The sequence below is a fragment of the Bradyrhizobium sp. CW1 genome (assembly GCF_023100665.1).
Taxonomy (GTDB): domain Bacteria; phylum Pseudomonadota; class Alphaproteobacteria; order Rhizobiales; family Xanthobacteraceae; genus Bradyrhizobium; species Bradyrhizobium canariense_D.
Map to the genome: position 1 here is coordinate 4,290,262 of NZ_CP064684.1, position 25,414 is coordinate 4,315,675.

Consider the following 25,414-nt stretch of genomic DNA (forward strand, 5'->3'; position numbering starts at 1 on the left):
TCACGCGGTATGGATCCTGGCCTTCGCCAGGACGACAGCGGAGTGATTTGCGAGAAACGGACTACCCGTCGATCTGCGCCGGACGCAGCTCGACCGACTCGCCACAGCCGCAGGCGGAGACTTGGTTGGGGTTGTTGAAGACGAACTGGGCCTGCATCTTGTCGGCCTTGTAGTCCATCTCGGTGCCGAGCAGGAACAGCACGGCCTTGGGATCGACCAGGATCTTGACGCCCTTGTCCTCGACGACCTCGTCGGTCGGCCGGACATCATGGGCGTATTCGACGGTGTAGGACTGTCCGGCACAGCCGCCGTTCTTGACGCCGACGCGCAGGCCAACGATCTCGGAATCGGCCCGCTGGGTCAGCTCGCTGATGCGCTGGGCGGCAGCGTCCGTCAGCCGCATGACCTGCGGGCGGGGCCGCCTCGGCTTTGGAGTGGATGCTGGTGTCGAGCCCGACGATATCTGTGTCATGTCAATGATGTGGTCCGTTGCCGAGCGAATTCAATGCCAAGGATCTAACAAGGATCTAAAGCCGAGGTTACGCGTCACCACATGTTGAGCACGAGGCGGGCCTCGTCGCTCATGCGTTCCGGCGTCCAGGCCGGCTCCCAGACCACCTTGACGTCGACCACGCCGACGCCGGGGACGCTGGCGACCGCGTTCTCGACCATGGTCGGCAGCTCGCCGGCGGCCGGGCAATTCGGTGTCGTCAGCGTCATTTGCACATCGACGGAACGATCGTCCTTGATCTCGACCTTGTAGATCAGGCCGAGCTCGTAGATATCAGCCGGGATTTCCGGGTCGAACACGGTCTTGAGCCCGGCGATGATCTCGGTGGTGAGACGCTCGGTCTCCTCAGGCGGCAGCGCCGACTGGGTTTCCATCGGATTGGCTTTGATTTCGGCCGTGTCACTCATGCGAACAAATCCCGCGCCTTCAACAGCGCCTGTGCCAGATGATCGACTTCTTCCCGCGTATTATACATGCCGAACGACGCCCGGCACGTGGCTGTGACGTTGAACCGCTCTAAAAGCGGCATCACGCAATGGGTGCCGGCGCGCACCGCGATGCCCTGGCGGTCGATCACGGTGGCGACGTCGTGGGCGTGCGCGCCCTTGAGTTCGAAGGAGATCACCGGGCCCTTGCCCCGCGCCGTGCCGATCAGCCGCAGCGAGTTGATCTCGCGCAGCTTATCCTGGGCGTAGGTGACGAGATCGTGCTCGTGCGCGGCGATGCGCTCCTTGCCGATCGAATTGACGTAGTCGATCGCGGCGCCGAGCCCGACGGCCTCGACGATCGCCGGCGTGCCGGCCTCGAATTTGTGCGGGGGATCGCCGTAGGTGACGATGTCGCGCGAGACCTCGCGGATCATTTCGCCGCCGCCGTTATAGGGGCGCATCGCGACCAGGTGGTCGTACTTGGCCCAGAGCACGCCGATGCCGGTCGGCCCGTAGACCTTGTGGCCGGTGAAGACATAGAAGTCGCAGCCGAGGTCCTGGACGTCGACTGGGATATGCACCGCGCCCTGGCTGCCGTCGACCAGCACGGGAATGCCGCGGGCGTGGGCGATCTTCACAACGTCCTTGACCGGGACGATGGTGCCAAGCGCGTTCGACATCTGCGTGATCGCGACCAGCTTGGTCTTCGACGTCAGCAGCTTTTCGAATTCGTCGATGAGGAAATTGCCCTCGTCGTCGACCGGCGCCCATTTGATCACGGCACCATGGCGTTCCCTGAGGAAATGCCAGGGCACGATGTTGGAGTGGTGCTCCATGATCGAAATGACGATCTCGTCGCCTGCTTTGATGTTCGGCTCGCCCCAGGACGAGGCGACGAGGTTGATCGCCTCGGTCGCGTTGCGGGTGAAGATCACTTCCTCGGTCCGCGGCGCGTTGATGAACTGCGCCACCTTGGTGCGGCCGCCCTCATAGGCTTCGGTCGCGGCGTTGGCGAGATAATGCAGGCCGCGGTGCACGTTGGCATATTCGGAGGTGTAGGCCTGCGTCATGCGATCGAGCACGGCGCTCGGCTTCTGCGCAGATGCGGCGTTGTCGAGATAGACCAGCGGCTTGCCGTAGATCTGCATGGCCAGCGCCGGAAAATCCTGGCGCACGCGCGCAACGTCGTAAGAGCCGTTCTTGACTGCCGGATGCGTGCTCATTGGCGCCGCTCCAGCCAGCGCTCGGCAATGCCGATCACGTGCTCGCGCAGATCATCGTCGGCGATCTGCTCGATCGCCTCGCCGACGAAGGCCTGGATCAGCAGCGCCTGGGCCTGCTTCTCCGGCAGGCCGCGCGCCTTCAGATAGAACAGCAGACTGTCGTCCAGCGCACCGGCGGTGGCGCCGTGACCGCAGGAGACGTCGTCCGCAAAGATCTCGAGCTCGGGCTTGTTGTCGGCTTCCGCCTCATCCGAGAGCAGCAGCGCGCGGATCATCATCTTGCCGTCGGTCTTCTGCGCATCGGGACGAACGATGATGCGGCCCTGGAACACCGAATGGGCGCGATCGTCGATCACGGCGCGGAAAACTTCTCGGCTGACGCAGTTCGGCACGGCATGGTCGACCACCAGCGTGGTGTCGCCGTGTTCGGTCTTCTGCAACAGGTTCACGCCGTTGACCGAGAGCTCGCTGCCCTCGCCTGCCAGCGTGATGAAGCCTTGCAGGCGGCTGACTGCCGCGCCGGTCGTCATGTTGAAGAAGTTGAGCTTTGTATTCGCACCGACCGTGACGAACTGCGAGGTGATGTTCACCGCATCCGGCGAATCGTCCATCAGACGGATATGCGCGATGTCGGCATTATCGCCAACCGAGAGGATGACGGCATCGTTGACCTGGTAAGCCTTGGCGCCGGCCGCGACAAAGCTCTCGATGATGGTGGCACGAGCGCCCTTCCCGACCGCAACCTGCGAGCGGGTGAAAGCCGACGCGGAAGATGCAACCGCGATGTGGATGATCTGGATCGGCGCGGACAGCTGCGTGCCGTCGGCGATATCAAGCACGACACCGTCGGTCGCCATCGCCGCGTTCAGCGCGATCACCGCATCGATGGCCGCGGTCCTTAACAGACCGGAATCCTTCTCCAGCGTCTCCCGCAACGTCTTAAAGCTCGCCTCGGAGGCGAGCGCCTTGACGTCGGAGAGATCGGGAGCGAACACACCGTCGACCAGCACCAGCTTGCGGGCGCCGGCGATCGCATGTGCTTTCACCGCGTCCGCGGCGCGCTTCAACGCAGTCGCATCGGGCGCAGCCGCGAGCGGCAGTACCTCGCCGACCAGCGCGCGCAGATCGGTGTACTTCCACTCCTCGATCCGGCGGTGCGGCAGGCCGAGACGCTCATAGGTCTCGAACGCCTCGCGGCGTACCGCGATCACGGAAGGCGAACCCGGCAGCCGGCTTTCGGCGCTGGCGAAGAGATCGCTCACCGCGCGGCCGTTTCCGGTCTTTGCCACAGCAACGTTCATCTCAAAATTCCTTACGCGGCGTCCTCGAACTGGGCGTAGCCGGACGCTTCCAGCTCCAGCGCCAGTTCCTTGCCACCGCTCTTCACGACACGGCCTTTTGACATCACGTGCACGACGTCAGGCACGATATAGTTCAGCAGCCGCTGATAATGGGTGATGACGACCATCGCGCGCTTGGGCGAATGCAGCGCGTTGACGCCGTCGGCTGCAATGCGCAGCGCGTCGATGTCGAGGCCGGAATCCATCTCGTCGAGGATGCACAGGCTCGGCTCGAACAGCGCCATCTGCAGCACCTCATTGCGCTTCTTCTCGCCGCCGGAGAAGCCGACATTGACACCGCGCTTGAGCATGTCCTGCGGGATGTTCAGCGACTTCGAGACTTCGCGGACTTTCTTCAAAAAGTCGGGCGTCGAATATTCGCCCTCGCCGCGCGCCTTGCGCTGCGCGTTCAGCGCGGTGCGCAGGAAATTCATGGTGGAGACGCCGGGGATCTCGACCGGATACTGGAACGCCAGGAACACGCCCTTGGCGGCCCGTTCGTTGGGCGCCATCGCGAGCAGGTCTTCGCCCTTGAACAGGATCTCGCCGTCGGTGACCTCGTAACCAGGCTTGCCGGCGATGACGTGGGACAGCGTCGATTTGCCGGAGCCGTTCGGCCCCATGATCGCGTGGATCTCGCCCTCGTTCACGGTCAGCGTCAACCCATGGAGGATCTCACGCTCCTCGACACGAACCTTGAGGTCTTTCACTTCAAGCAAAGCCATCTTGGTGTCCAGTTTATTCAAATGATGCATAGGGCGCGCGACGCGCGCCGCGAGGGCCGGCGCTAGCCGACCGATCCTTCAAGCGAGATCGAGATCAGCTTCTGCGCTTCCACCGCGAATTCCATCGGCAGTTGCTGCAGCACGTCCTTGACGAAGCCGTTGACGACGAGGCCGACCGCCTCCTCCTGCGTGAGGCCGCGCTGGATGCAGTAGAACAGCACGTCCTCGGAGATCTTGGACGTGGTGGCCTCGTGCTCGAACGTCGCCGACGAGTTCTTGGCTTCGATGTAGGGCACGGTGTGCGCGCCGCATTTGTCGCCGATCAACAGCGAATCGCAGGCGGTGAAGTTGCGCGCGCCGGTCGCCTTGCGATGCGCCGTCACGAGGCCGCGATAGGTGTTCTGCGATCTGCCGGCGGCGATGCCCTTGGAGATGATACGGCTCGACGTGTTCTTGCCGAGATGGATCATCTTGGTGCCGCTGTCGACCTGCTGATAGCCATTCGAGATCGCGATCGAATAGAATTCACCACGCGAATTGTCGCCCCGCAGGATGCAGCTCGGATACTTCCAGGTGATCGCCGAACCTGTCTCGACCTGGGTCCAGGAGATCTTGGAATTGTTGCCGCGGCAGTCACCACGCTTGGTGACGAAATTGTAGATGCCGCCTTTGCCTTCCGAATTGCCGGGATACCAGTTCTGCACCGTCGAATATTTGATCTCGGCGTCGTCGTGCGTGACGAGTTCGACCACGGCCGCGTGCAGCTGGTTCTCGTCGCGCTGCGGCGCGGTGCAGCCCTCGAGATAAGAGACGTAGGAGCCCTTGTCGGCAATGATCAGCGTGCGCTCGAACTGGCCAGTGTTGCGCTCGTTGATGCGGAAGTAGGTGGACAGTTCCATCGGGCAGCGCACGCCCGGCGGCACGTAAACGAACGAGCCGTCCGAGAACACCGCCGAGTTCAGCGTTGCGTAGAAATTGTCCGACGTCGGCACCACGGATCCCAGATATTTCTGCACCAGCTCGGGATGCTCGCGGATCGCCTCCGAGATCGGCATGAAGATCACGCCGGCCTTCTTCAGCTCGGCCTTGAAGGTGGTCGCAACCGAGACCGAATCGAACACCGCGTCGACCGCGATCTTGCGCCTGTTGGGGTCTTCCTCGCCGGGCTTCGGCTCGACGCCTTCGAGCATGGCGACTTCCCGCAAGGGAATGCCGAGCTTCTCGTAGGTCTTCAGAATCTCGGGATCGATCTCGTCGAGCGAGGTGATCGTCTTCTTCGGCTTGGGAGCCGAATAATAATAGAGGTCCTGAAAGTCGATCTTGGGATAGTCGACGCGGGCCCAGGTCGGCTCGGTCATGGTCAGCCAGCGCCGATAGGCCTCGAGCCGCCACTGGAGCATCCAGGCGGGTTCGTTCTTCTTCTCGGAGATGAACTTGACGGTTTCTTCCGACAGCCCCTTTGGGGCCTTGTCGGACTCGATCAGGGTCTCAAACCCATAACGATACTGATCGACGTCGATGCGCTTCACGCGCTCGACCGTCTCTTGCACGGCTGGCATTCTATCCTCCGCTCGCGGTTTCAAGGACCGCGGTGGATCATCAAATTCGGACGACTATTACGATGTTTCTTGGCGGGACGCACGCGCTTAGAACCGTTCAAGCCGTGTTTCATCGCTTATCCCTTAAGTAGGGTATTACCGAGCTTTCGCCAAGCCTCTAACGCCCTGTTGATGTCATCCGGCTCCGTGGACCAGCCCAGACTGAGACGCACCGCTCCTTGGGCGACGGTGGGATCATACCCCATCGCCGACAGCACGTGGGACGGCTGTACCTTGCCCGAGGAACAGGCAGAGCCCGAGGACACCGCGACACCTTCGAGGTCGAAACCGATCACCGCGGTCTCGGCTTTCAAGCCGGGAGCCGTGAAAAGAACGGTATTTGGCAACCGCCTGGCGTCATCTGAGAAGACCGTTGCGCCGGCCATGGAGCGAATGCCATTTTCCAAGCGATCTCTGAGGGTTGCCATCCGTTCCGCACCCTCCGGCAAAGCCTGAAGGGCAGCCCGCACGGATGCCCCGAAGCCGGCAATGCCGGCGACATTCTCGGTTCCGGCACGCCGGTTCAGCTCCTGCCCGCCGCCCCGCAGCACCGGCTCAAGTCCGGCCACGCCCTCGGCCACGACCAGCGCGCCGACCCCCTTGGGGCCGCCGATCTTGTGCGCAGAAAAGGTCGCAAGGTCCGCACCGATCACCTTGATATCGAAGGGGATTTTCCCAAGCGCCTGGATTGCGTCGACGTGCAGGAGGCCGCCGGCCCCGTGAACGATTCCCGCGGCCTCGGCGATAGGCTGCAGCGCGCCCGTCTCGTTGTTGGCCGCCATGATAGAGACCAGCGCCGGCGGGCCCTCTCTGAGCAGCGCCTTCAAATGATCGAGGTCGATCACGCCGGAGCGTGTGACCCTGATCTGACCGATCTCATCTGCCGGGAACCGGCCGCCTGCCAGTACCGAAGCATGCTCGACGGCCGAGACCAGAAGCCGCTCGACAGGCCCCCCAGACTGCCCCCGAAGCCCCGGTGAAAGCGCCAGCGCGTTGGCTTCGGTTCCCGTGGAGGTGAAGACGACGTTCCGCGGCAGCGCGCCTACTGCGGTCGCAAGGATGGCCCGCGCCCCCTCGACAAGCCGTCGCGCCTCGCGCCCCTCGGCGTGAACAGAGGACGGATTGCCGATCAGCTCGTAGGCTGCGAGCATTGCGCCTCGCGCCTCGGAGCGAAGCGGCGTGGTCGCGTTCCAGTCGAGATAAACACGGCTCGGCATGACGTATTATGTTACCATTCGGACCAGGCTGCTTCGCCCGCACTGGTACCCGACATGGGCCCCCGGGCAGCGCTTGGCAATCTCGATTCCCAATCGCCTTCGCGCGATGACGGCCATGACACGCTAACGTCTTGAGCCGATTGCGGGATGTTCAAGATGCTTGCTTTTTGACCCTCGCCTCATGTTAGAACGCGCGCGTCAGTTCGCCGCGCGCCGCTCGCGCATCATCCGAGGGCGCCGCTCCACCCTTCCATTCGCGGCTTGATCGGCCCAGCAGCCGATGAAATCCGCACAATCGGTTGATTGTTGAAGAGCGTCTTCAAGGGATCAATCAAGAGATCATCATGCCTGAAGTTATTTTCACCGGCCCCGCCGGCCGCCTCGAAGGCCGCTACCATCCGGCCAAGCAGAAGAACGCGCCAATCGCGATGGTCCTGCATCCGCATCCGCAGTTCCACGGCACGATGAATCATCAGATCATCTACCAGTGCTACTATGCGTTCGCGCATCGCGGCTTCTCGGTGCTGCGTTTCAATTTCCGTGGCGTCGGCCGCAGCCAGGGCTCGTTCGACCACGGCACCGGCGAATTGTCGGACGCGGCCGCGGCGCTCGACTGGGCGCAGACCATCAATCCCGAAGCGCGCGCCTGCTGGGTTGCCGGCTTCTCCTTCGGCGCCTGGATCGGCATGCAGCTGCTGATGCGCCGCCCCGAGGTCGAGGGCTTCATCTCGATCGCGCCGCCCGCCAACCTCTACGACTTCTCGTTCCTCGCACCCTGCCCGTCCTCGGGGCTGATCGTGCATGGCGAGAAGGACGCGGTGGTGCCGCCCAAGGACGTCAACACGCTGGTCGAGAAGCTGAAGACCCAGAAGGGCATCGTGATCGACCAGCAGGTCATCCCGGGCGCCAACCACTTCTTCGACGCCAAGCTCGAGCCGCTGATGGAAACCATCACCGCCTATCTCGACATGCGCCTCGCCAACGTGCGCTGAGCTTTCCGTGGGTGCGTTCATCGCATTGCTGCGTGCCGTGAATGTCGGCGGCACCGGCAAATTGCCGATGAGCGAACTCAAGGCCATGTGCGAGGAGCTCGGCTACGCCGCCGTGCGCACCTATATTGCAAGCGGCAACGTCGTCTTCACAAGCCGCAAGTCGCAATCTGCGATCAAGACCGCACTCGAAAAGCGATTGCACGCCTATGCCGGCGCGCCGGTCGGCGTGCTCGTGCGCAGCGCCACCGAGATGGCGCAGGTCTTGGCCGATAATCCGTTTCCAAAGGCCGCCCCCAACCGTACCGTCGCGATCTTCCTCGACAAGGCGCCGCCGGCGGATGCGCTCGCCGGCATTCGCGGCCAGAACAAGGAGGAGATCCGCCTCGGCCGCCGCGAGATCTACGTGCATTACGGCGACGGCATGGGCACGTCGAAGCTGGTCATCCCCGCCGCCAACCGGCACCGCGCGCAACATGAAAACGATCGCGACGCTCGCGAAAATGGCCGCAGAGCTCTAGGCCAGCTTGAGCGCCGCGATCCCCGTCAGCACCAGCAGGATCCCCGCGATCTTCATCGCGCTCAGCGCCTCGCCGAACAGCACCACACCCATGACGACGGTGCCGGCGGCGCCGATGCCGGTCCAGACCGAATAGGCGACGCCGACCTCGAGCACCTTCAAAGCACGCCCGAGCAGGACAACGAAGGCTACGAGCAGCACGAGCGAAACGACGCTCCAGCCAGCGCGCGTGTAGCCTTCCGCATATTTCATCGAGATCGCCCAGCCAACATCGAGTGCGCCTGCGATCACCAGCATCAGCCAGGCCATGGATTGCGACATCGGCGTGGGCTCAGGCCGCAAGCTTGAGCAGATGCGCGTCGTGGCGCACGAGGAAGGCGCGCAGCAATTGCGGATAGTCCGCGCCCACCGCAGTACGGACGCTCGGACGCTTCGCCAGTTCGGCGCGCCATGCGCGGACCTTCGGCACATCGCGGAAAATGCCGTGGTCGGTCAGCTCGTCGAACAGATCGAAGTAGCGGAAGACGGGGGCGAATACGGCGTCGACGAGACTGAACGCTTCGCCAGCAAAATAAGGACCGGCACCGAGCGCCGCTTCGACCCGGGCGAACTTCACCATCAGCGCCTGGCGCTTGCTCTCGAACGTCGCCGCATCGGTCGTGGTCTCTAGGCCCCAGAGATCGGCGAGCACTGCTGAACCGAACTCCATCCACGCCCGGTGCTCGGCACGCTCCAAGGCATCCGCCGGATGCAGTCTCACGCCGCCTTGCGTCTCCTCGATGTACTCGCAGATCACGTTGCTCTCGAACAGCGCGACCTCGCCCTTCTCGCTCGTCACGACCAGCACCGGCACCTTGCCGAGCGGCGACAGTTTGAGAAACCAGTCGGGCTTATTGGCGAGATCGATGTCGACCCGCTCGAACGGCACGCCCTTCTCGTTGAGCGCGATCACCGCGCGCTGCACATAGGGGCAAAGCTTGTGGCTGATCAGTTTCAGTGAAGCGGTCATGGCGAGAATCCCGACGGTTAGATGCAACTGCATCAAAGATAGATGCATGTGCATCTACCTGTCAAGATCAATGCATCTGCATCATCCCGCCTATCATCTCAAGGCCGCGCGATCACCCCGCCCGTCATCGGCATCGGCACGCCCGTGGTCCCGGGATACGACAGCGGCAGGCCCTTCAGGCCGCGCGCGGCGAGGAAGCCGAAGGCCTGCGCCTCGATGGCGTCGGAGGCCCAGCCGACTGCCTCCGCGGCCTCGACAGTGGCGGACCCAACGCGCTCCCGCAGCATCTGGAGCATGGTCCGGTTGCGGGCGCCGCCGCCGCAGACGATCCAGCTCCGCGGCCTGCGTGGCAGCAGCGGGATGATGCGGGCGATGGCCGCCGCGGTGAAGGCGGTCAGGGTCGCGGCGCCGTCGGCCGGCAGGACATCGCCGAGCTTTAGTGCGGCAAAATCGTTGCGGTCGAGCGATTTCGGCGGCGGGCTTACGAAGAACGGCAGCTCCAGCGCCCGCGCGATCCAGGCTTCGTCCGCCTTGCCGAGGGCTGCGAGCTTTCCGTCCGCGTCGAACGCCTGGTTCATGGTGCGGTACATGAAATCGTCGAGCAGCGCGTTGCCGGGTCCGGTGTCGCAGGCAATCAGCGTGTCGTTGCCGTCGATATAGGTGATGTTGGAGACGCCGCCGATATTGACCACGATGATCGGCCCTTCGCGCTCCAGCGAATGGGCGAGCGCGCGGTGATAAACCGGCACAAATGGCGCGCCCTGCCCGCCGGCCTCGACGTCGGCGGCGCGAAAATCATGCATCACGGGGATATGGATCGCCCTGGCCAGCGCCGGCGCGTCGCCGATCTGCACCGTCAGCCGCTTCTCGGGGCGGTGCAGCACGGTCTGGCCGTGGAAGCCGACGATGTCGATGTCTTCCGGCTTCATCCGGTTCTGGGCGACGAAGGCGGCCACCGCCTCGGCATGCGCGAGCGTCACTGCGCGTTCGGCCTCGGCCAGAACTCCCGGCCTAGCATCGCGTTGCGCCAGGTGCACGGCCTCGCTCAGCGCCTGACGCAGCAGGTTGCGCTCCGCCGGGCTATACGGCCGGTAGCCGGACGGCCCGAATGCCTTCACCTGCTTTCCGTCGGTTTCGATCAGCGCGACATCCACCCCGTCCAGCGAGGTGCCGCTCATCAAACCGAGTGCCGTCAACATCATGGATCAGCGTCCTCAAGAGACCCTTCCGGCATGCCGATCTTGTGCCAGAGGGACACATCTTATAATGCCACAGGCCAAAGTAGCGGGCAGCAACCGAGTTCCCACGGATGACCCTTAAATTGCTCCCAAAACAGTAAACCAAGAATTGTCAGGCGCGCCGACAAATGACTGCATTCAAATCGGATTTCCTCAATACGCTGCAGGAACGTGGATTCATCCACCAATGCTCCGATTTCGAGGGGCTGGACGCCCTCGCCGCCAAGGGCGAGGCGACGGCTTATGTCGGTTACGATTGCACCGCCCGCTCGCTGCACATCGGCAACTACCTGACCATGATGATGCTGCACTGGCTGCAGCAGTCCGGCAACAAGCCGATCACGCTGATGGGCGGCGGCACAACCATGGTCGGCGATCCCTCCGGAAAGGACGAGACGCGCGCGATCCGCACCGTCGCCGAGATCGAGGCCAACAAGGAATCGATCCGCGGCGTGTTCGCAAAGGTGCTGCGCTATGGCGGGGGCAAGAGCGACGCCATCATGCTCGACAATGCCGAGTGGCTGACAAAGCTCAACTACATCGAGATGCTGCGCGACGTCGGGCGGCATTTCTCGGTCAACCGCATGCTGACGATGGACTCCGTGCGCCTGCGCCTCGAGCGCGAGCAGGAGATGAGCTTCATCGAGTTCAACTACATGATCTGCCAGGCCTACGACTTCGTCGAGCTCGCCAGGCGGACCGGCTGCAACTTGCAGATGGGCGGCTCCGACCAGTGGGGCAACATCATCATGGGCGTCGATCTCGGCCGCCGCATGGGCACGCATCAGCTGTTCGCCCTGACGACGCCGCTGCTGACGACGGCGTCGGGGGCCAAGATGGGCAAGACCGCTCAGGGCGCGGTCTGGCTCAACGCCGACCAGTTCTCGCCGTATGATTTCTGGCAGTACTGGCGCAACACCGAAGACGCCGACGTCGGCAAGTTCCTCAAGCTGTTCACGACGCTGCCAATGACCGAGATCAGGAAGCTCGAGGCGCTCGGAGGCTCCGAGATCAACGAGGCCAAGAAGGTGCTCGCCACCGAGGCGACCGCGCTCCTGCATGGCCGCGACGCAGCGAACGAGGCGGCCGAGACCGCGCGCCGCACCTTCGAGGAAGGCGCGCTGGCCGAGAGCCTGCCGACCGTGGAAATTCCGCGCGGCGAGTTCGACGCCGGCCTCGGCGTGCTCAACGCCTTCGTCAAGGCGGGCCTCGTTGCCTCCAACGGCGAAGCACGGCGCCAGATCAAGGGCGGCGGCCTGCGCGTCAATGACGAGCCCGTCACCGACGAGAAGATGGCGTTGTCGGCGGCCGACCTGACGCCGGAAGGCGTGGTCAAGCTGTCGTTCGGCAAGAAGAAGCACATCCTCCTGAGGCCTGCATAGGCGTATGAGCTTTTCGCTGCTTGTCAGGGCGCGCTGAAGCGCGCTCCCTGATCGGCAATGGACCAGAACACGCTAGAGGAACAGTCCAAGCAAGCGACCAGGGAACGCGTCACGGCGACGCCGCAGGGCGTCGTGCGCACCGCGCTGGTGGTGCTCGCGCTCTGCTTCACACTCGCCGTGCTCGGCCGCGGCCTCAGCGAAAGCTTCACCGTCTTCCTGAAGCCGATCTCGGAAAACTTTGGCTGGGATCGCGCCCAAGTGGTCTCGATCTATTCGCTGACGTGGCTCGTCAGCGGACTGACGGCGCCGTTGGTCGGGCGCCTGTTCGATCATTCCGGACCGCGCATCGTCTATGCACTGGGCCTTTTGCTGCTCGGCTCGGCCTTCCTGATCGCAAGCCACGCGCAGTCACTCTGGCAGTTCCAGCTCTCGATCGGACTCTGCGTCGGCATTGGCGTCGCCTTCATCGGCAATGTGCCGAACTCGATCCTGCTGGGCCGCTGGTTCGGCCCAAAACTCCCGACCGCGATGGCGGTGGTCTACTCGGCCATGGGTGGCGGCGTGCTGGCGCTGCTGCCGGCCTCGCAGCTTTTGATCGATCATCTGGGGTGGCGCGAAACCTACCAGCTGTTCGGCTTCGCCGCGCTCGGCCTGCTGGTGCCGCTCATGCTGCTGCCATGGCGGCTGTTCGCCTCGGGCTCGCCGCAGATCGCGAAGAAGACCGATCCGGATTTCGTCGATCACGGCTGGACCCTTCCGAGCGCGATGCGCCATCACGCCTTCTGGGCGCTGTTCTCGACATTCTTCTTCACCGCGGTCGGCATGTATGCGATCGCCGCCCAGATCGTGGCCTATTTGATCGATGCCGGCTTTCCACCGCTGCAGGCCGCCACGGCCTGGGGCTTCTCCGGCATCGTGCTGGTGTTTGGCATGCTAGGCGTGTCCGCGCTCGACGGCCTGATCGGTCGCCGGCCGTCGGTGCTGCTCAGCTACGCGATCTCGATCCTCGGCATCTTCCTGCTGTGGCTGTTGCAATACTCCGCCAATTTCCTCCTGCTCACCGGATTCGTGGTCTGCTTCGGCAGCATGATGGGCTCACGTGGACCGCTGATCACGGCGACCGCGATGAAGATCTTTGGGGGCAAGCGCGTCGGCACCATCTACGGCACCATCTCGATCGGCAGCGGGCTCGGCTCGGCTTTCGGCTCCTGGAGCGGCGGCCTGATCCATGACGCGACCCATGGCTACAACGCGCTGCTCGCCTTCGCACTCGCGAGCGTGGTGCTCGGGATGATCCCGTTCCTGGTCGTGCCCGCCTTGCGGCGGTAGGTCTCCTGAAGGTAACTTGAGCGCATTCGCGTCACCGGGAAATTACGGATGGGCACGACGCGAACAGCTACGAAGATGTGGATCGCACGCGGCTGAAAGTCCTTCCTGCGGTGTTTTGTCCGACATGACAAAAATGTCAGCGCAAATTGCCCTTGGGCGGCTTGCAGGGCGGAACTGAATGCGGTCCTAGTCGCAGCATTGGATGGAGGGCACAAACCAATGAACTTTCCCTATCTCGTTCGCTTTCAACCGGTTCTCTTGAGCCTGTTTCGCTTCATCACCGGCCTGCTGCTGTTCCAGTACGGTGTCGCCAAGCTGTTCAAGTTTCCGGTGCTTCCCTACTTCGCAAACATCCCGCCGATCATCTACGCAGCCGGTACGCTTGAGCTCGTGCTTGGCGCGTTGCTGATGATCGGCCTGTTTACCCGCCTCGCGGCATTCATCCTCTCGGGTGAGATGGCCTTCGCCTATTTCATGGGGCACATGTTCAAGGGCGAAACGCCGGTGTTCCTGCCGCTGCTCAATGGTGGCACCGCGGCGATCCTGTTCTGCTTCGCCTGCCTCTACCTCTCGGCAGCCGGCGGCGGCTCGGTCAGCGCCGATGCGGCGATGGGCAAGGACTAGCGGCGCGTTCGCGCGGCGCTGAGGCGTCAGCGATTGATTCGCGAATGAAGAGATGGCATCCGTATGTTCACGGGTGCCATCTCAGCGCGAGCCCAGCACGTTCCAGACCAGGACGAGGACCGCGACCAGCAGCATCGACATGATGAGGCGGTGAACGAATCGGTTCATTGCCGCTCCCAACGGATTAGGTCGCGACTAAAGACCCACACGATTTTTCTCCGAGTTGACGCGCCATGCGCCCGAGAAGCGCATGACGACCTGCATGTTTGCGCACGCGGCTGCGCACGCAGCTTGCGCAGCAGCCGTCGCACGCGTCCATTCATGATTGGTAAGAATTTCATGCTACCGACGCGAGCAACAATAACCATTCCGTCGAGGCCGTGATGAAGCTGCTGAGTCACCTCAAGATCCGCACCAAGCTCGCCAGCATGGTCTGTCTTTCGGCACTCACGGTCACGGCCATCATCGGGGTGTCGTCCGTGCTCAGCAAGAGCCGCATGCTGGAGGATCGCGTTCAGCAGATGCGGACCGCGGTCGACATGCTCCACAACCTCGCCCAATCACTCGAAGAGGAGGTCGGCGCCGGCAAGCTGACGCAGGCCGAAGCGAAAATCCAGTTCCATCTGCGCGGCCGCCGCATGAGCTTCAATGGCGGCCAAGGCTATCCGGTGGTCTATAACGCCGATACCTCGATCCTGATCAATGGCGCGAACCAGCAGCTCGAAGGCAAGATCACGGGCGCCAAGGACTCCAACGGTGTCCTCATCGCAGATGCGATCGTAACGGCCGGCAACCAGGCTGCTCAGGGCGGCGTAACCTCATATCTCTACCCCCGCCCCGGCCAGACGGAGCCCGTCCGCAAGACCGTTTTCGCGCGCAAATTCGCGCCCTGGAACGCGACGATCAGCTACGGCCTCTATGTCGACGACATCGACGCCGACGTGCGAGCCTTGACGCTGGAGCTGGGGGCGATTGGCATCGGCTTGATGCTGCTGATGGCGACACTGTCCTGGCTGATCGCCCGCGACGTGCTCGGCGCGCTCGATCGCCAGAAGAACCGCATGCAGGCCATTTCCGAAGGCGCCATCGACACGGCGGTCGAGGAGACCGGTCGCGGCGACGAGATCGGCCGCATGGCCGAGACCCTCGAAGTGCTCAGGCAGACCGCGCTGACGGCCCGCAAGCTGGAGGCGGAGCAGGTCGCCACCAAGACCCGCAGCGAACAGGAGAAGCGCGACGCGCTGATCTCGCTTGCCGACCGGTTCGATGCCTCCGTCGGCCAGCTCGTCGGCCTGATGGCCTCGGGCTCCGGCGAGCTGGAGGTCACCGCCAAGTCGATGTCGTCGACCGCGGAAGGCACCAACCGCCGCGCCGCCGTCGTCGGCTCGGCCGCCACCGAAGCCAGCCAGCGCGTCCAGACGGTCGCGGCCGCGGCCGAGGAGCTCTCCTCCTCCATCACCGAGATCAGCCGTCAGGTCGCGCAGTCCGCCGTGGTCACCGGCCGCGCCGTGGACAGCGCCCGCCGCACCGACACCATCGTGCGCGCCCTCTCGGACGGCGCCCAGCAGATCGAGCACGTCGCCGAGCTGATTTCCAGCATCGCGGCGCAGACCAATCTGCTCGCGCTCAATGCCACCATCGAGGCCGCACGCGCCGGTGAAGCCGGCCGCGGCTTTGCTGTCGTCGCTTCGGAGGTGAAGTCGCTGGCGAGCCAGACTGCAGAAGCCACCCGCGAGATCGGCGACAAGATCGCCCAGATCCAGGGCGCGACCAAGGAAGCGGTGGACGCCATCGGCGGCATCACCGCCACCATCGAGGAGGTCAGCCGGATCGCGACCTCGATCGGCGCCGCGATCGAGGAGCAAGGCGCCGCCACGGCCGAGATCGCCCGCAGCGTCTCCCAGACGGCCGAGGCAACCCAGGAAGTCACCACCAATATCGGGGGCGTCAGTACGGCAGCGAACGAGACCGGCAATGCCGCAGGCATGGTGCTCGCAGCAGCCTCAAACCTCTCCAAGCAGGCCGAGCAGCTCTCTGGCGAAGTCGGGACTTTCCTGGCGGGCGTGCGCGCGGCGTAAGGCGGCGCGGAAACCAAGGTGTAGCCTCGCCACTAACGTCGCGCGAGGGTGCAGCCGCTCGATAGCTGGCGCGTCGATCCGGTCGAGCCATCGTTCGACTGCGACGGGAATTCCTCGAACGGCGAGTTCTGTTTGCCGGTGTTGAATTCGAAGATCTTGCGGAACAGACCGGGGGCCATCGCCGAAATCGGGTTGACGCGCATTACGGGCGCTGCCGGCGTGCCGACGACCTCGTAGGTCACGCCGATCAATCCTTCATTGTTGCCGCCGCCGAGGAAGATGCCGAACAACGGGATCTGGCCGAAGATGTTGTTGACGCCGTACATCGGGACGAAGGTGCCGCTCATACAAACCTGGTTGCCGGGAAAGTCGATTGAGCCCTCGATGGTGGCGCCGATCATCGGCCCCTTGACCACGCCGTCGCGGATCGTGAGCGCGCCGTTCTGCCGCGTGAACTCCGCGCGCATCGCCGTGAAGGCTACGCCGTTCTGGGCGCCGTTGGGAGCCCCCGCCGCGACGCGATCGAGTTGCTCCATTCCCTTGACCGAGAAGTCACGCACATTGATCAGTCCTTCCCGTGTCGTAGGCTCGGACGTCGGCGGCTCCATCGCCACCACCATCTGGCCGCCGAAGACCTTGTTGGTGGTGTCTGTGAAGCGCAGGAAGTTGCCGGCATCGCTGGTCTGGAGATAGATGACCTCGCGGTTGCCCTGGGCGCGGCCGCCGCGCAGGTCGGCTGCCACGGGCGTGTCTTTTCCGATCCTGCCGCTCAGCGTGAAGGCTTTGACCGCACCATTGCGCCGCGACATCTTGGCGTCGACGCTGCGCATCGCCTCGCCGTTGAAACCCATGACGGCGCCGAGCTTCACGTCGATGTCGAAATCGAGGTTCTTCGTCTTGCTCTTGGCATCGTCCTTGGAATTGCCTGAGATCGCCGACTTCAGGAAGCCGCGGCCGTCGAATACGTCGCCGCGCATCGTACCCTTGAGCACGCCGTCCTGGCTGCGCTCCACTTTCAGTGAGGCCTTGTCGCCGTCGGATGGCGCGTAGGTCGGGAAGTTCGCGTTCATGAGCTCGCCGTTGGCATCGACCTCGAGCGACCCCTTGATCGAGGCGCCGCCGCCTTCGATGACGATGTCCTCCAGACGCGTCGATTGCGCCGTCGGCACCACCTTGAAGCTGGCCTTGCCCGCTCTTCCCGGCAGCTTGACCCAGCCGGGCAGGATGTTGTCGAGCTTGACCGAGGTCAGGTCGGCCTCGATGCCGAGCTTCGTCGTCTGGTCGGGTCCCCCGGCGATCTTGCCCGACAGTTTGATCGGCACCGATCCGCTGACGGCGGGACCCAGATCGAATCCGAGGCGCGCGCGGCTCGCATCGTCCAGCGTGGTCTGCAGTTTGACGTCCGCATCGCCCTCGGCCGGCTTGCGGTAATCGAGCGAGGCCGCCTGCCCGTTGATCTTGACGTCGCCCTTGACCTGATAGCCCTGGTTGCTCGCGACGATCTTGAGGTTGTTGGCCTCCAGCTTTTGGTTCATCACCAGCTTGTCGGCACCAAAACCGTTGAGATCGGCCGTAACGCTGTAGGTGGTGTCGGCTTTGGTCAGCTCGCCCTTGACCGGCAGCCCAAGCTGGACGTTCGCCGAGAACGTCCCCTTGCTGGTATTGGGATCGATGACGGTCGACGACAGATCGCTCAAGCGATCGTTGGAAAGCATTTCGGCGGCCGCAGGCACCGGACCTTCGACACGAAACCTCGTCCGCGACGGCGACGGCTTGGGCGCCATATCGGGCACCTCGAAAACAAAGTCGGAAATCGTGACCTTGCGCCCCGCCGGCGTATCGGCAATGCCCTGCCCGATATTCACCGTCGCGGTGCGGCCGGTCACGCGCGCCTTCAAATCGGCATCGTGCACCACGGGCAGGCCATCGACGGGGCGAACCGTGACACCGCTCGCCACGATATTGACCGACAAGCCGTCGTCGGGAATGGGTGGGCCCTTGCGCGGAAGATTCTTCGTCGGCGAATTAACGCCGATCTCGATGCGCTGGAGCGTTCCACGCTCGATCCGCTCGATCACCCATTCGCGCAACTCGGGAACGACAAGCGTCGGCCACATCCGCTTGAGCGCGGAGGCCGACATCGGCGTTCCCGCAAAACCCAATGTCAGCCGCGGCTCGCCCGAATAGTCGATGGCACCGGTGCCGGCGACGCCGATCTCTCCGTTGGAGATATCGGCCTGGGTCAACAGCAGCCTCTTGTGGTCGGTATCGAAGCGGAAGCCGATCGCAATGCGGTTGAAGACCAGCGGCGGCTCGTTGTCGATGCCGCCGAGCAGGATCGAACCGCCGCTGAAACCGAGCTGCCAGTCATTGACGGTGCCGTTGGGCGGCTCGACATGAGCCAAAAGCGTCAGGCGGTTCGCGCCCGAGAGGACCTTGAACGGAGCAACCAGCACCCGCCGATTGGCGTCCCACTCGACATTGATCTCGGCCGAGTCGATCGCCATCGGATAATCGGGCGTATCGGTGTCGATGATGTTGCCCGCACCGACCGTGATCTTGCCGCGAAAGAAGGTCGGCACGCCGTCGCGGCCGAGCTCGCCCTTGAGCTCGCCGGTCAGCGGCAGGTCGGCGGTGTAGGTGAGATCCTTCACCCGCAGCGCCAGCAGGATGTTGGCGGTCGAAACCTTGTCGGCGCGGATATCGACCGAGCGCACGCCGTTCTCGGTGGGGCCGATCGTGGCACGCAACGACCACGGACGTGCGCCCTCTTCACCGAGGCTGAGCGCGACGCCGCCACGGCTCGGTCGGCGCAGGCTGAGCGTGATGTTCTCAAACGTCCATTTGCTGCCGCGCTGCTGGTCGTCGACGATCAGATTGCCGTTCTTCAGGCCGATCTCGTTGAGATTCTGGCCGTCGAGGCCGGTCATGCTCAGACTGTCGAGCCAGTCGAGGCCCTGAAGAATGCCAGTCGGGGACGTGGCCTGGGGCGCGGCTTGCGGTGCGTCGGAGGTCGCAGGCTCGGTGGCGAATGGCGGCGGTGGCACACCGTTGCGCGGGAAAGTCGGCGGCAGTCCCGCGTCCCTTTTGGAGGCGACGCCGGTTGCGAGCGGCTTTGCGGTGTCGCCGGCCGATACCGTGACGGTGCCGTCAGGCGCGATCCGGATTGCGAGCTCGGCATCGACAAGGTTGAGGCTTTCGGCGCGCAGATGCCCCATCAGCAGGCCCGCACCCGACAGCTTCACCTCGGCCTTCGGCGCGGTGGCGACAATGACGTGATCGTGGTCGCGCACGACGATATCACGGATGCGCACGGCGATGCGGATCCGCCCGGCCCGCTCGATCTGCGTGCCGCCGACCTCCACGGTGTTGCCGTGACCGATATTGTCCTCGATCGCGGCCGCGAGCCACGGCGTCGCAATGTCGAGATTGATGGGACCGGCGCCGAGCCGCCACCACAGCGCGCCGAAACAGCCGACGAAGATGACGACCAGGACACCGACGACCACGGTCACGCGCTTCAGCCAGCGACCGCCGCCCAACCAGCGGCGCAACGGCCCAAACCCGTCAGCGAAGCGATGGAAGCCCGAATTGGAACGCGACAACAGCCGGCGCGCCCGATGGCCCGCCGCCGCTTCCTGATCCGGATCCCAGTCGGCGTCGTCCCATTGCTGCTGCTCTGGTTGGCTGCCGCGCCGATCCAAATCCCGATTGTAATCCTGGGGCGACGTATTCCTTGCCATTGCCTCTCGATACAGGCGCCCGTCGTGGGATTGAGCGCCGCCGGGGCCGCAGCCGTCGACGGGAAGCGAAGCTTCCCGCGCCGGCATTGCCGCCATACCTCGAATATTCCTTCTGTTCGTCATGTCGCCCCGGGAGCGCGTTCAACGAGCAGTGGGGTGGTGCGTGGAATTCCTTGTAACCAGACTCCGGCGTCGTCAGACTCGCCCCGCCGAGGGCACGATTCCGGCATAGCGGAAAAGGGCTGCAATACCGCTTTGGTTGACCCGCCGAAAGCGACGAAAGGAAGGCGTATGTCCAAGAAATCCCGAAAGAAATCGTCCAAAACGCCCTCCGTCACTCCGACGGCTAAAAAGACGCCCGTGAAAGCGCGGGCTGCGACTCAAACCAAGCTCGCGAAAACACAGCGGACACCGGCGAGCAAATCAACTGGGACCATAGCAAAGACAACATCGCATAAGGCCGCATCGAAACGGTTAAATTCTTCCAAATCGGCATCCGCGCCTGAAACGGCGGCGAAGGCCGGCTTGGCTGAGGGGCAGAAGGCTCCCGCCTTCCGCCTGCCCCGCGACGGCGGCGGCGTCGTCGCGCTGTCGGATTATGCCGGCCAGAAGCTGGTCCTGTTCTTCTATCCCCGCGCCGACACGCCAGGCTGCACCAGGGAGGCCATCGATTTCACCCGGCTCACCGGCGCCTTCGCCAAGGCTGGCACCGCCGCGCTCGGCATTTCCGCCGATCCGGTCAAGGCTCAGGACAAGTTCCGGGACAAGCACGGTCTCGGCGTGCCCCTCGTCTCGGATGAGACGCACGAGATGCTGGAGGCCTACGGCGCCTGGGGCGAAAAGTCCATGTATGGCAAGAGCTTCCTGGGAATTCTTCGCACCACGATGCTGCTTGGCGCCGACGGCAAGATCGCCCGGATCTGGCGCAATGTCCGGGTCGACGGCCACGCCGACGAGGTGCTGGAAGCCGCAAGGAGCCTTTAACCAATCATTTAAATTCAAGGGGTTCCGTTTCCGGAAAATTAACCATGACCGGCCCAGATTGCCGCGGCAATTAGGCCGCACGGACTCATCCGATCGGCGCGGGAGTGCCGATGTCGAAAAGTTCTGCCCAACTCTCGCAGTACCCCCAACATCACCCGCACGACCATGGACGGGCCTTTCATCGCCGTGCCGCCGCAGTGGCAACCGCGCTTCCCCTTCCCGACACCGACGACGCCTACACCATCGTGCATCACGGCAAGCAGGTTCGCCTGGGACCTGTGGTGTTCTGGATCGTGGTCGGCACTGTCGTGTTGCTCGGGCTCTGGTCGGCCGCAACCGCGACCTATTTCGCCTTCCGCGACGACGTCCTCACCCGGCTGATCGCCCGGCAGGCCGAGATGCAATACGCCTATGAGGACCGCATCGCCGAGCTCCGCGCCAAGGTCGACCGCACCACCAGCCGGCAGCTGCTCGACCAGGAGCAGTTCGACCAGAAGCTCGACCAGATCATGAAGCGCCAGACGGCGCTGGAGTCCCGTGCCACGGCGCTCGGGTCCATGCCGGACGTGACCGGATCGATTCCACGTTCCACCCCGCAGCGTGGCGATGCCAGCCAGACGACGCAGGGCACGCCAAAGCCCTCGCCGATCAGCGACACCGTGATCTTCGTGGCGCCGCCGGATCGCGAAGCGCGGCTCGAATCGCGCGCGCCGACCCTCGCAGCTCCGCCCGTCAATCAATTCGCCAAGAACCAGGGGTTCGACAACGTCGTCGTTCGGCTCACGACCTCGCTGGACCAGGTCGAGCGTCGCCAGATGGCGGCGCTCAACGCCGTCGAGGAAGGCATGGATTCGCGCATGCGCCGGATGCGCGGCGTCGTCAGCGATCTCGGCCTGAACCTCGCAAATCTCGAAGCCGCCGTGCCGCGCACCGCGATGGGCGGGCCGTTCGTGCCTGTTAAAATCACCGCCAGTTCGGGGCCGTTCGAGAAGCAGCTCTATCGCATCAACAACACCCGAGCCGAGATGGACCGGCTCAATCGCACGCTCGCGCTCGTGCCCTATCGCAAGCCCGTCATCGGCGAGGTCGAGTTCACCTCCGGCTTCGGCGTGCGCAGCGATCCGTTCCTCGGCCGGCCTGCGATGCATACCGGGCTCGACTTCCGCGCCGCGAGCGGCGATCCCGTTCGCGTCACCGCCAACGGCAAGGTCGTCTCGGCCGGCTGGTCCGGCGGCTACGGCCGCATGATCGAGGTCGATCACGGCAATGGCCTTGCGACGCGCTATGGCCATCTCTCCGAGATCAATGTCCGGGTCGGCGAGATCGTGAGAATCGGCCAGGTCGTTGGTCTCGTCGGGTCGACCGGCCGTTCCACCGGGCCGCATCTGCACTATGAAACCCGGATCGACGGCGAAGCGGTCGATCCGCAGAAGTTCTTGCGCGCCGGCGTGCGACTCAGCGCGGGCTAGGCTCGTTGAGAGCGCGCTCGTCTCGTCCCAGGTTTACATGGCGGAACTTCGGAGTTCCCTTCGCGTTAGGTCGCAGGTCCTCAATGGCGCGATCTTCTGATGCAACAGATCCATACGAAAGCTCGTCCGGCCAAGGGCAAAGCGGACCAGCCACGTAACAACGCGGCTCAACTCTTCAGCGATATTGCTAACCGAACATCTCAAGCGGCCGGGCGAGCGCTGACATTCATGATTGCAGCCGGCATCATCCTGGTTTGGGCGGTCACCGGTCCCATCTTCCATTACTCCGACACATGGCAGTTGGTGATCAACACCGGCACCACCATCGTGACATTCCTGATGGTCTTCCTGATTCAGAATTCCCAGAATCGCGATAGCGCGGCCATTCAGGTGAAGCTCGACGAACTGATCCGGGTGAGCGCGGTGCAAAATTCCTTCGTGGGAATTGAGCATTTGACCGACGACGAGCTCGACGAGATCCGCACCAAATGTGAGCTTCGCGCCAAGGCCGAAAAGGTCGGAGACGAGACAGTCAAGAATACCGGCAAGAAGGCGAAACGCGCCGCCGATCTCGTCACCGAATAAGCGGACGGATGCCGGGAACGACGAGGTGCGCAGCTTCGTTCGCAATCGCAACGCTTCGGCAGGCTCGCCCCGTCTTCATCACACCAGGCAACTGGCCCGCCGCGGAGCCAGCCCTGACTATTGGCCGCGCTCGTGGCCGACCTCACCGGTGATGACGTCGCCGAACAACTCCCAAGCCTGGCCGTTGAAGCGCATCAGCTGCATCTGCTCGATCGGAAAATAATCGTCGGCCGAAGTGTTGACCATGATCCCGGGCAGCATCAGGTCGGTGTGAAAATCCTTCAGGCTGGTGGCCTGCTTCATCACGTTGTCACGGGTGAGATTGTCGCCGCACTGCCTCAGCACCTGCGCCATCGCCTCCGCCTGGACGTAGCCATAAAGGTTGTTGGCGTTGGTCTTGTCCCCTTCGGGATAGTACTTATCCATGAAGGTGCGCCACGCGACGACCGCCGGATCCTTGTCCCAGGTCGGGTCGGTCGGATCCTTCAAATATGCTGTCGAGATGATATCCTTGGCATAGTCGAGCCCGGCGGGCTTGAGCACCGAGGCGATCGAGGTAGCCGTATTGGCGAGGAAGAATTTTGGCTTCCAGCCGAGCTCGCCGACCTTCCGGATCGCCTGTGCCGAGCCTTTCGGCGCGGCCCATGAGAAGAAGATGTCGGCGCCGGAATCGTGAAGCGCAACGATCTGCGAGTCGATCGAGGGATCGCTGACCTCATAGGATTTGTCGGCGATGATCATATCGGCCTTGTCACCGAGTCCGTCCTTCAGGCCCTTGAACTGGTCCTTGCCAGCATCGTCGTTTTGCCAAAGAACTGCGATCTTGCTGTTGGGGAAGTTGTCGCGGATATACTTCGCGTAGATCCGCCCCTCGCTCTGGTAGTTCGGCTGGAAGCCCATGGTCCAAGGGAAATTCTTGGGGTCGCCGAATTTGGTGCCGCCGGAGGCGACGAAGAGCTGCGGCACCTTCTTGGCGTTCATGTATTTCATGATGGCGGAGTTCGAAGGCGTGCCGAGCGGCTGGAAGATCAGCAACACCTCGTCGCTCTCGACCAGCTTGCGCGCCTGCTCGATCGCCTTTGGCGGCGAATAGGCGTCGTCATAGCTGATGAAATTGATCTTGCGACCGTTGATGCCGCCCTGGTCGTTGATCATCTTGAAGAACGCGGCCTCGGTCTTGCCGATCACGCCATAGGACGACGCCGGCCCGCTATAGGGCATGATGTTGCCGAGCTTGATTTCGGTGTCGGTGGCGCCGGGATCGTATTTCTTCTGCGCCAGGGCCGGCGTCGTGACGAGCACGCCGGCAGCAAGAATGGCGAGGGCAGCAAGGTTATTGCGACGACCCAGCATCGTTCTCTCCCCTGTTTTGTAGTCTTGTTTTGCCGAGAGTGTCGCAAGCTCGCTTACGGCTGGCAAGCGCCGCGATTTTCCGTGAGATGAAACGAGCGCTCCAGAACTATGTGCCGCGCCGCAGCAGCTCCAGAACGCGCCCGTCGATCACCAGCAATGCGCTGCCGATCACGATCGCGCCCGCGATCTCTCGCATCCAGATCGGCTCGCCCAGCACAAGCCATCCCAGAAGAATGGCGGTGACGGGAATGAGCAGTGTCACCAGCATCACATTGGTCGCGCCCGACCGCCGCAGGATCTGGAAGAAGACGATATAGGCGAGCGCCGTCGACAACCCGGCAAGGCCGAGCACCGCGAGCCAAATCGTCACGCCCGGCAGCGGGAGACGCCACGGCTGCTCCGCTGCGCCGGCCACGATCGCCATCATCACCGTGGAAGCCATCAGTTGAAACGCGGCCGTCCCCAGCGGCGGGGAGTCCTTCAACAACCGGCGCGCCGCCGGCGCGGCGAAGCCATAGCTGAAGGCGCCGCCGAGGCAGAGCAGGATGCCCAGCCCCTGCCCCGCCCGTGTCTCGACACCCCATCCGTGCAGGATGATCACGCCGGCGAGGCCCAGTGCCACGCCGGCGACGCGGCGGAGCCGCAAGGCCTCTTCGCCCGCCGCGGCCATCACGATGACCGTGAACAGCGGCGTGGTGGCATTCAGGACCGACGCCAGCCCGCTCGGAATGAAGGTCTGGCCGACCACGATCAGCGAGAACGGAATGACGTTGTTGAGGAGCCCAATCGCGACGAACGGCTTCCAGCCGGCGATGCCCTTGGGAAAGCCAATACCCTGGATACGGAGCAGCGGTAGCAGAATGGCGGCGCCAAGTGCAACGCGCAAAAGCACCAGCGTGAGCGGCGGCAATTCCCGCAGCGCCGCGCCGTCGAAAAAGAACGAGCCGCCCCAGAGCACCGAGAGCACCGTGAGCAGCGACCAGTCGCGCGCGTCGATACGGTTGTCGTTCGGGGACATGGGCGTCTCACAGCGATGGTCCGATCTGCTAGGACTGCGCGACCAGAATTG

General features: G+C 63.7%; 21 protein-coding genes and 1 pseudogene. 9 read left to right on the forward strand and 13 right to left on the reverse strand.

Annotated elements, in window-relative coordinates; genetic code table 11:
- Positions 1 to 61: 61 nt before the first annotated feature.
- The 7 genes from IVB54_RS21125 to IVB54_RS21155 all read right to left on the reverse strand — a co-directional run bounded on the left by IVB54_RS21125 (position 62) and on the right by IVB54_RS21155 (position 7,042).
- Positions 62 to 472, reverse strand: a complete 411-nt coding sequence (locus IVB54_RS21125; RefSeq protein ID WP_083926365.1) for an iron-sulfur cluster assembly accessory protein — start codon at positions 470 to 472, stop codon at positions 62 to 64.
- Between the two features lie 74 nt (positions 473 to 546).
- Positions 547 to 918, reverse strand: coding sequence for an SUF system Fe-S cluster assembly protein (locus tag IVB54_RS21130; RefSeq protein ID WP_007591551.1), 372 nt, complete (start codon positions 916 to 918; stop codon positions 547 to 549).
- A complete protein-coding gene (locus IVB54_RS21135; protein WP_018454451.1) occupies positions 915 to 2,162 on the reverse strand; it encodes a cysteine desulfurase in 1,248 nt (415 codons plus the stop codon). Before IVB54_RS21135 ends, IVB54_RS21130 begins: the two co-directional genes overlap by 4 nt.
- Positions 2,159 to 3,463: a Fe-S cluster assembly protein SufD gene (sufD, locus tag IVB54_RS21140; RefSeq protein WP_018454452.1), complete on the reverse strand. Its 1,305-nt coding sequence runs from the start codon at positions 3,461 to 3,463 to the stop codon at positions 2,159 to 2,161. Before sufD ends, IVB54_RS21135 begins: the two co-directional genes overlap by 4 nt.
- 11 nt (positions 3,464 to 3,474) lie before the next feature.
- On the reverse strand, positions 3,475 to 4,227 hold the full coding sequence (sufC, locus tag IVB54_RS21145; protein ID WP_007609807.1) for a Fe-S cluster assembly ATPase SufC: 753 nt from the start codon (positions 4,225 to 4,227) through the stop codon (positions 3,475 to 3,477).
- Between the two features lie 62 nt (positions 4,228 to 4,289).
- Positions 4,290 to 5,786: a Fe-S cluster assembly protein SufB gene (sufB, locus tag IVB54_RS21150; RefSeq protein WP_007609805.1), complete on the reverse strand. Its 1,497-nt coding sequence runs from the start codon at positions 5,784 to 5,786 to the stop codon at positions 4,290 to 4,292.
- Positions 5,787 to 5,902: 116 nt separating this feature from the next.
- Positions 5,903 to 7,042: a cysteine desulfurase family protein gene (locus IVB54_RS21155; protein WP_247776435.1), complete on the reverse strand. Its 1,140-nt coding sequence runs from the start codon at positions 7,040 to 7,042 to the stop codon at positions 5,903 to 5,905.
- A 344-nt stretch (positions 7,043 to 7,386) separates the two neighbouring features.
- Between IVB54_RS21155 and IVB54_RS21160 the strand changes: the two genes are divergently transcribed.
- A complete protein-coding gene (locus tag IVB54_RS21160; RefSeq protein WP_007591562.1) occupies positions 7,387 to 8,034 on the forward strand; it encodes an alpha/beta hydrolase in 648 nt (215 codons plus the stop codon).
- Between the two features lie 7 nt (positions 8,035 to 8,041).
- Positions 8,042 to 8,552 (forward strand): annotated as a pseudogene (locus IVB54_RS21165) (DUF1697 domain-containing protein).
- On the opposite strand, the gene IVB54_RS21170 reads toward IVB54_RS21165, so the two are convergent.
- The 3 genes from IVB54_RS21170 to IVB54_RS21180 form a co-directional block, all read right to left on the reverse strand.
- Entirely contained in the window at positions 8,549 to 8,872 is a 324-nt protein-coding gene (locus tag IVB54_RS21170) for a multidrug efflux SMR transporter (protein WP_039799056.1), read from the reverse strand. The pseudogene IVB54_RS21165 and the gene IVB54_RS21170 overlap by 4 nt on opposite strands.
- Positions 8,873 to 8,882: 10 nt before the next feature.
- Positions 8,883 to 9,560, reverse strand: coding sequence for a glutathione S-transferase family protein (locus IVB54_RS21175; protein WP_018454457.1), 678 nt, complete (start codon positions 9,558 to 9,560; stop codon positions 8,883 to 8,885).
- A gap of 98 nt (positions 9,561 to 9,658) precedes the next feature.
- Positions 9,659 to 10,762 carry an anhydro-N-acetylmuramic acid kinase gene (locus IVB54_RS21180; protein ID WP_018454458.1) on the reverse strand — a complete coding sequence of 368 codons (1,104 nt, stop codon included), beginning with the start codon at positions 10,760 to 10,762 and terminating at the stop codon, positions 9,659 to 9,661.
- A gap of 164 nt (positions 10,763 to 10,926) precedes the next feature.
- On the opposite strand from IVB54_RS21180, the gene tyrS reads away from it, so the two are divergent.
- From tyrS to IVB54_RS21200, 4 genes are all read left to right on the forward strand, one after another.
- A complete protein-coding gene (gene tyrS, locus IVB54_RS21185) occupies positions 10,927 to 12,180 on the forward strand; it encodes a tyrosine--tRNA ligase (protein WP_018454459.1) in 1,254 nt (417 codons plus the stop codon).
- A 57-nt stretch (positions 12,181 to 12,237) separates the two neighbouring features.
- A complete protein-coding gene (locus IVB54_RS21190) occupies positions 12,238 to 13,509 on the forward strand; it encodes an MFS transporter (protein ID WP_085353503.1) in 1,272 nt (423 codons plus the stop codon).
- Between the two features lie 219 nt (positions 13,510 to 13,728).
- Positions 13,729 to 14,133, forward strand: a complete 405-nt coding sequence (locus IVB54_RS21195; RefSeq protein WP_018454461.1) for a DoxX family protein — start codon at positions 13,729 to 13,731, stop codon at positions 14,131 to 14,133.
- Positions 14,134 to 14,516: 383 nt separating this feature from the next.
- On the forward strand, positions 14,517 to 16,211 hold the full coding sequence (locus IVB54_RS21200) for a methyl-accepting chemotaxis protein (RefSeq protein WP_018454462.1): 1,695 nt from the start codon (positions 14,517 to 14,519) through the stop codon (positions 16,209 to 16,211).
- A gap of 32 nt (positions 16,212 to 16,243) precedes the next feature.
- Here IVB54_RS21200 and IVB54_RS21205 read toward each other — a convergent pair whose 3' ends face one another.
- Entirely contained in the window at positions 16,244 to 20,041 is a 3,798-nt protein-coding gene (locus IVB54_RS21205) for a DUF3971 domain-containing protein (protein WP_051112968.1), read from the reverse strand.
- 204 nt (positions 20,042 to 20,245) lie between these two features.
- On the opposite strand from IVB54_RS21205, the gene IVB54_RS21210 reads away from it, so the two are divergent.
- The 3 genes from IVB54_RS21210 (at position 20,246) to IVB54_RS21220 (ending at position 22,992) form a co-directional block, all read left to right on the forward strand.
- Positions 20,246 to 20,938: a peroxiredoxin gene (locus IVB54_RS21210; protein WP_083926366.1), complete on the forward strand. Its 693-nt coding sequence runs from the start codon at positions 20,246 to 20,248 to the stop codon at positions 20,936 to 20,938.
- 110 nt (positions 20,939 to 21,048) lie between these two features.
- A complete protein-coding gene (locus tag IVB54_RS21215) occupies positions 21,049 to 22,407 on the forward strand; it encodes a M23 family metallopeptidase (RefSeq protein WP_198957644.1) in 1,359 nt (452 codons plus the stop codon).
- 99 nt (positions 22,408 to 22,506) lie between these two features.
- Positions 22,507 to 22,992 (forward strand): low affinity iron permease family protein, encoded by a 486-nt coding sequence (locus IVB54_RS21220; RefSeq protein WP_026232740.1) that lies wholly within the window; start codon positions 22,507 to 22,509, stop codon positions 22,990 to 22,992.
- 117 nt (positions 22,993 to 23,109) lie between these two features.
- On the opposite strand, the gene IVB54_RS21225 is transcribed toward IVB54_RS21220, so the two are convergent.
- The gene (locus IVB54_RS21225) at positions 23,110 to 24,345 is read right to left on the reverse strand and encodes an ABC transporter substrate-binding protein (RefSeq protein ID WP_018454467.1); all 1,236 of its coding nucleotides are present in this window, start codon (positions 24,343 to 24,345) and stop codon (positions 23,110 to 23,112) included.
- Positions 24,346 to 24,451: 106 nt separating this feature from the next.
- Positions 24,452 to 25,363 carry a DMT family transporter gene (locus IVB54_RS21230; protein WP_018454468.1) on the reverse strand — a complete coding sequence of 304 codons (912 nt, stop codon included), beginning with the start codon at positions 25,361 to 25,363 and terminating at the stop codon, positions 24,452 to 24,454.
- Between the last annotated feature and the right edge of the window lie 51 nt (positions 25,364 to 25,414).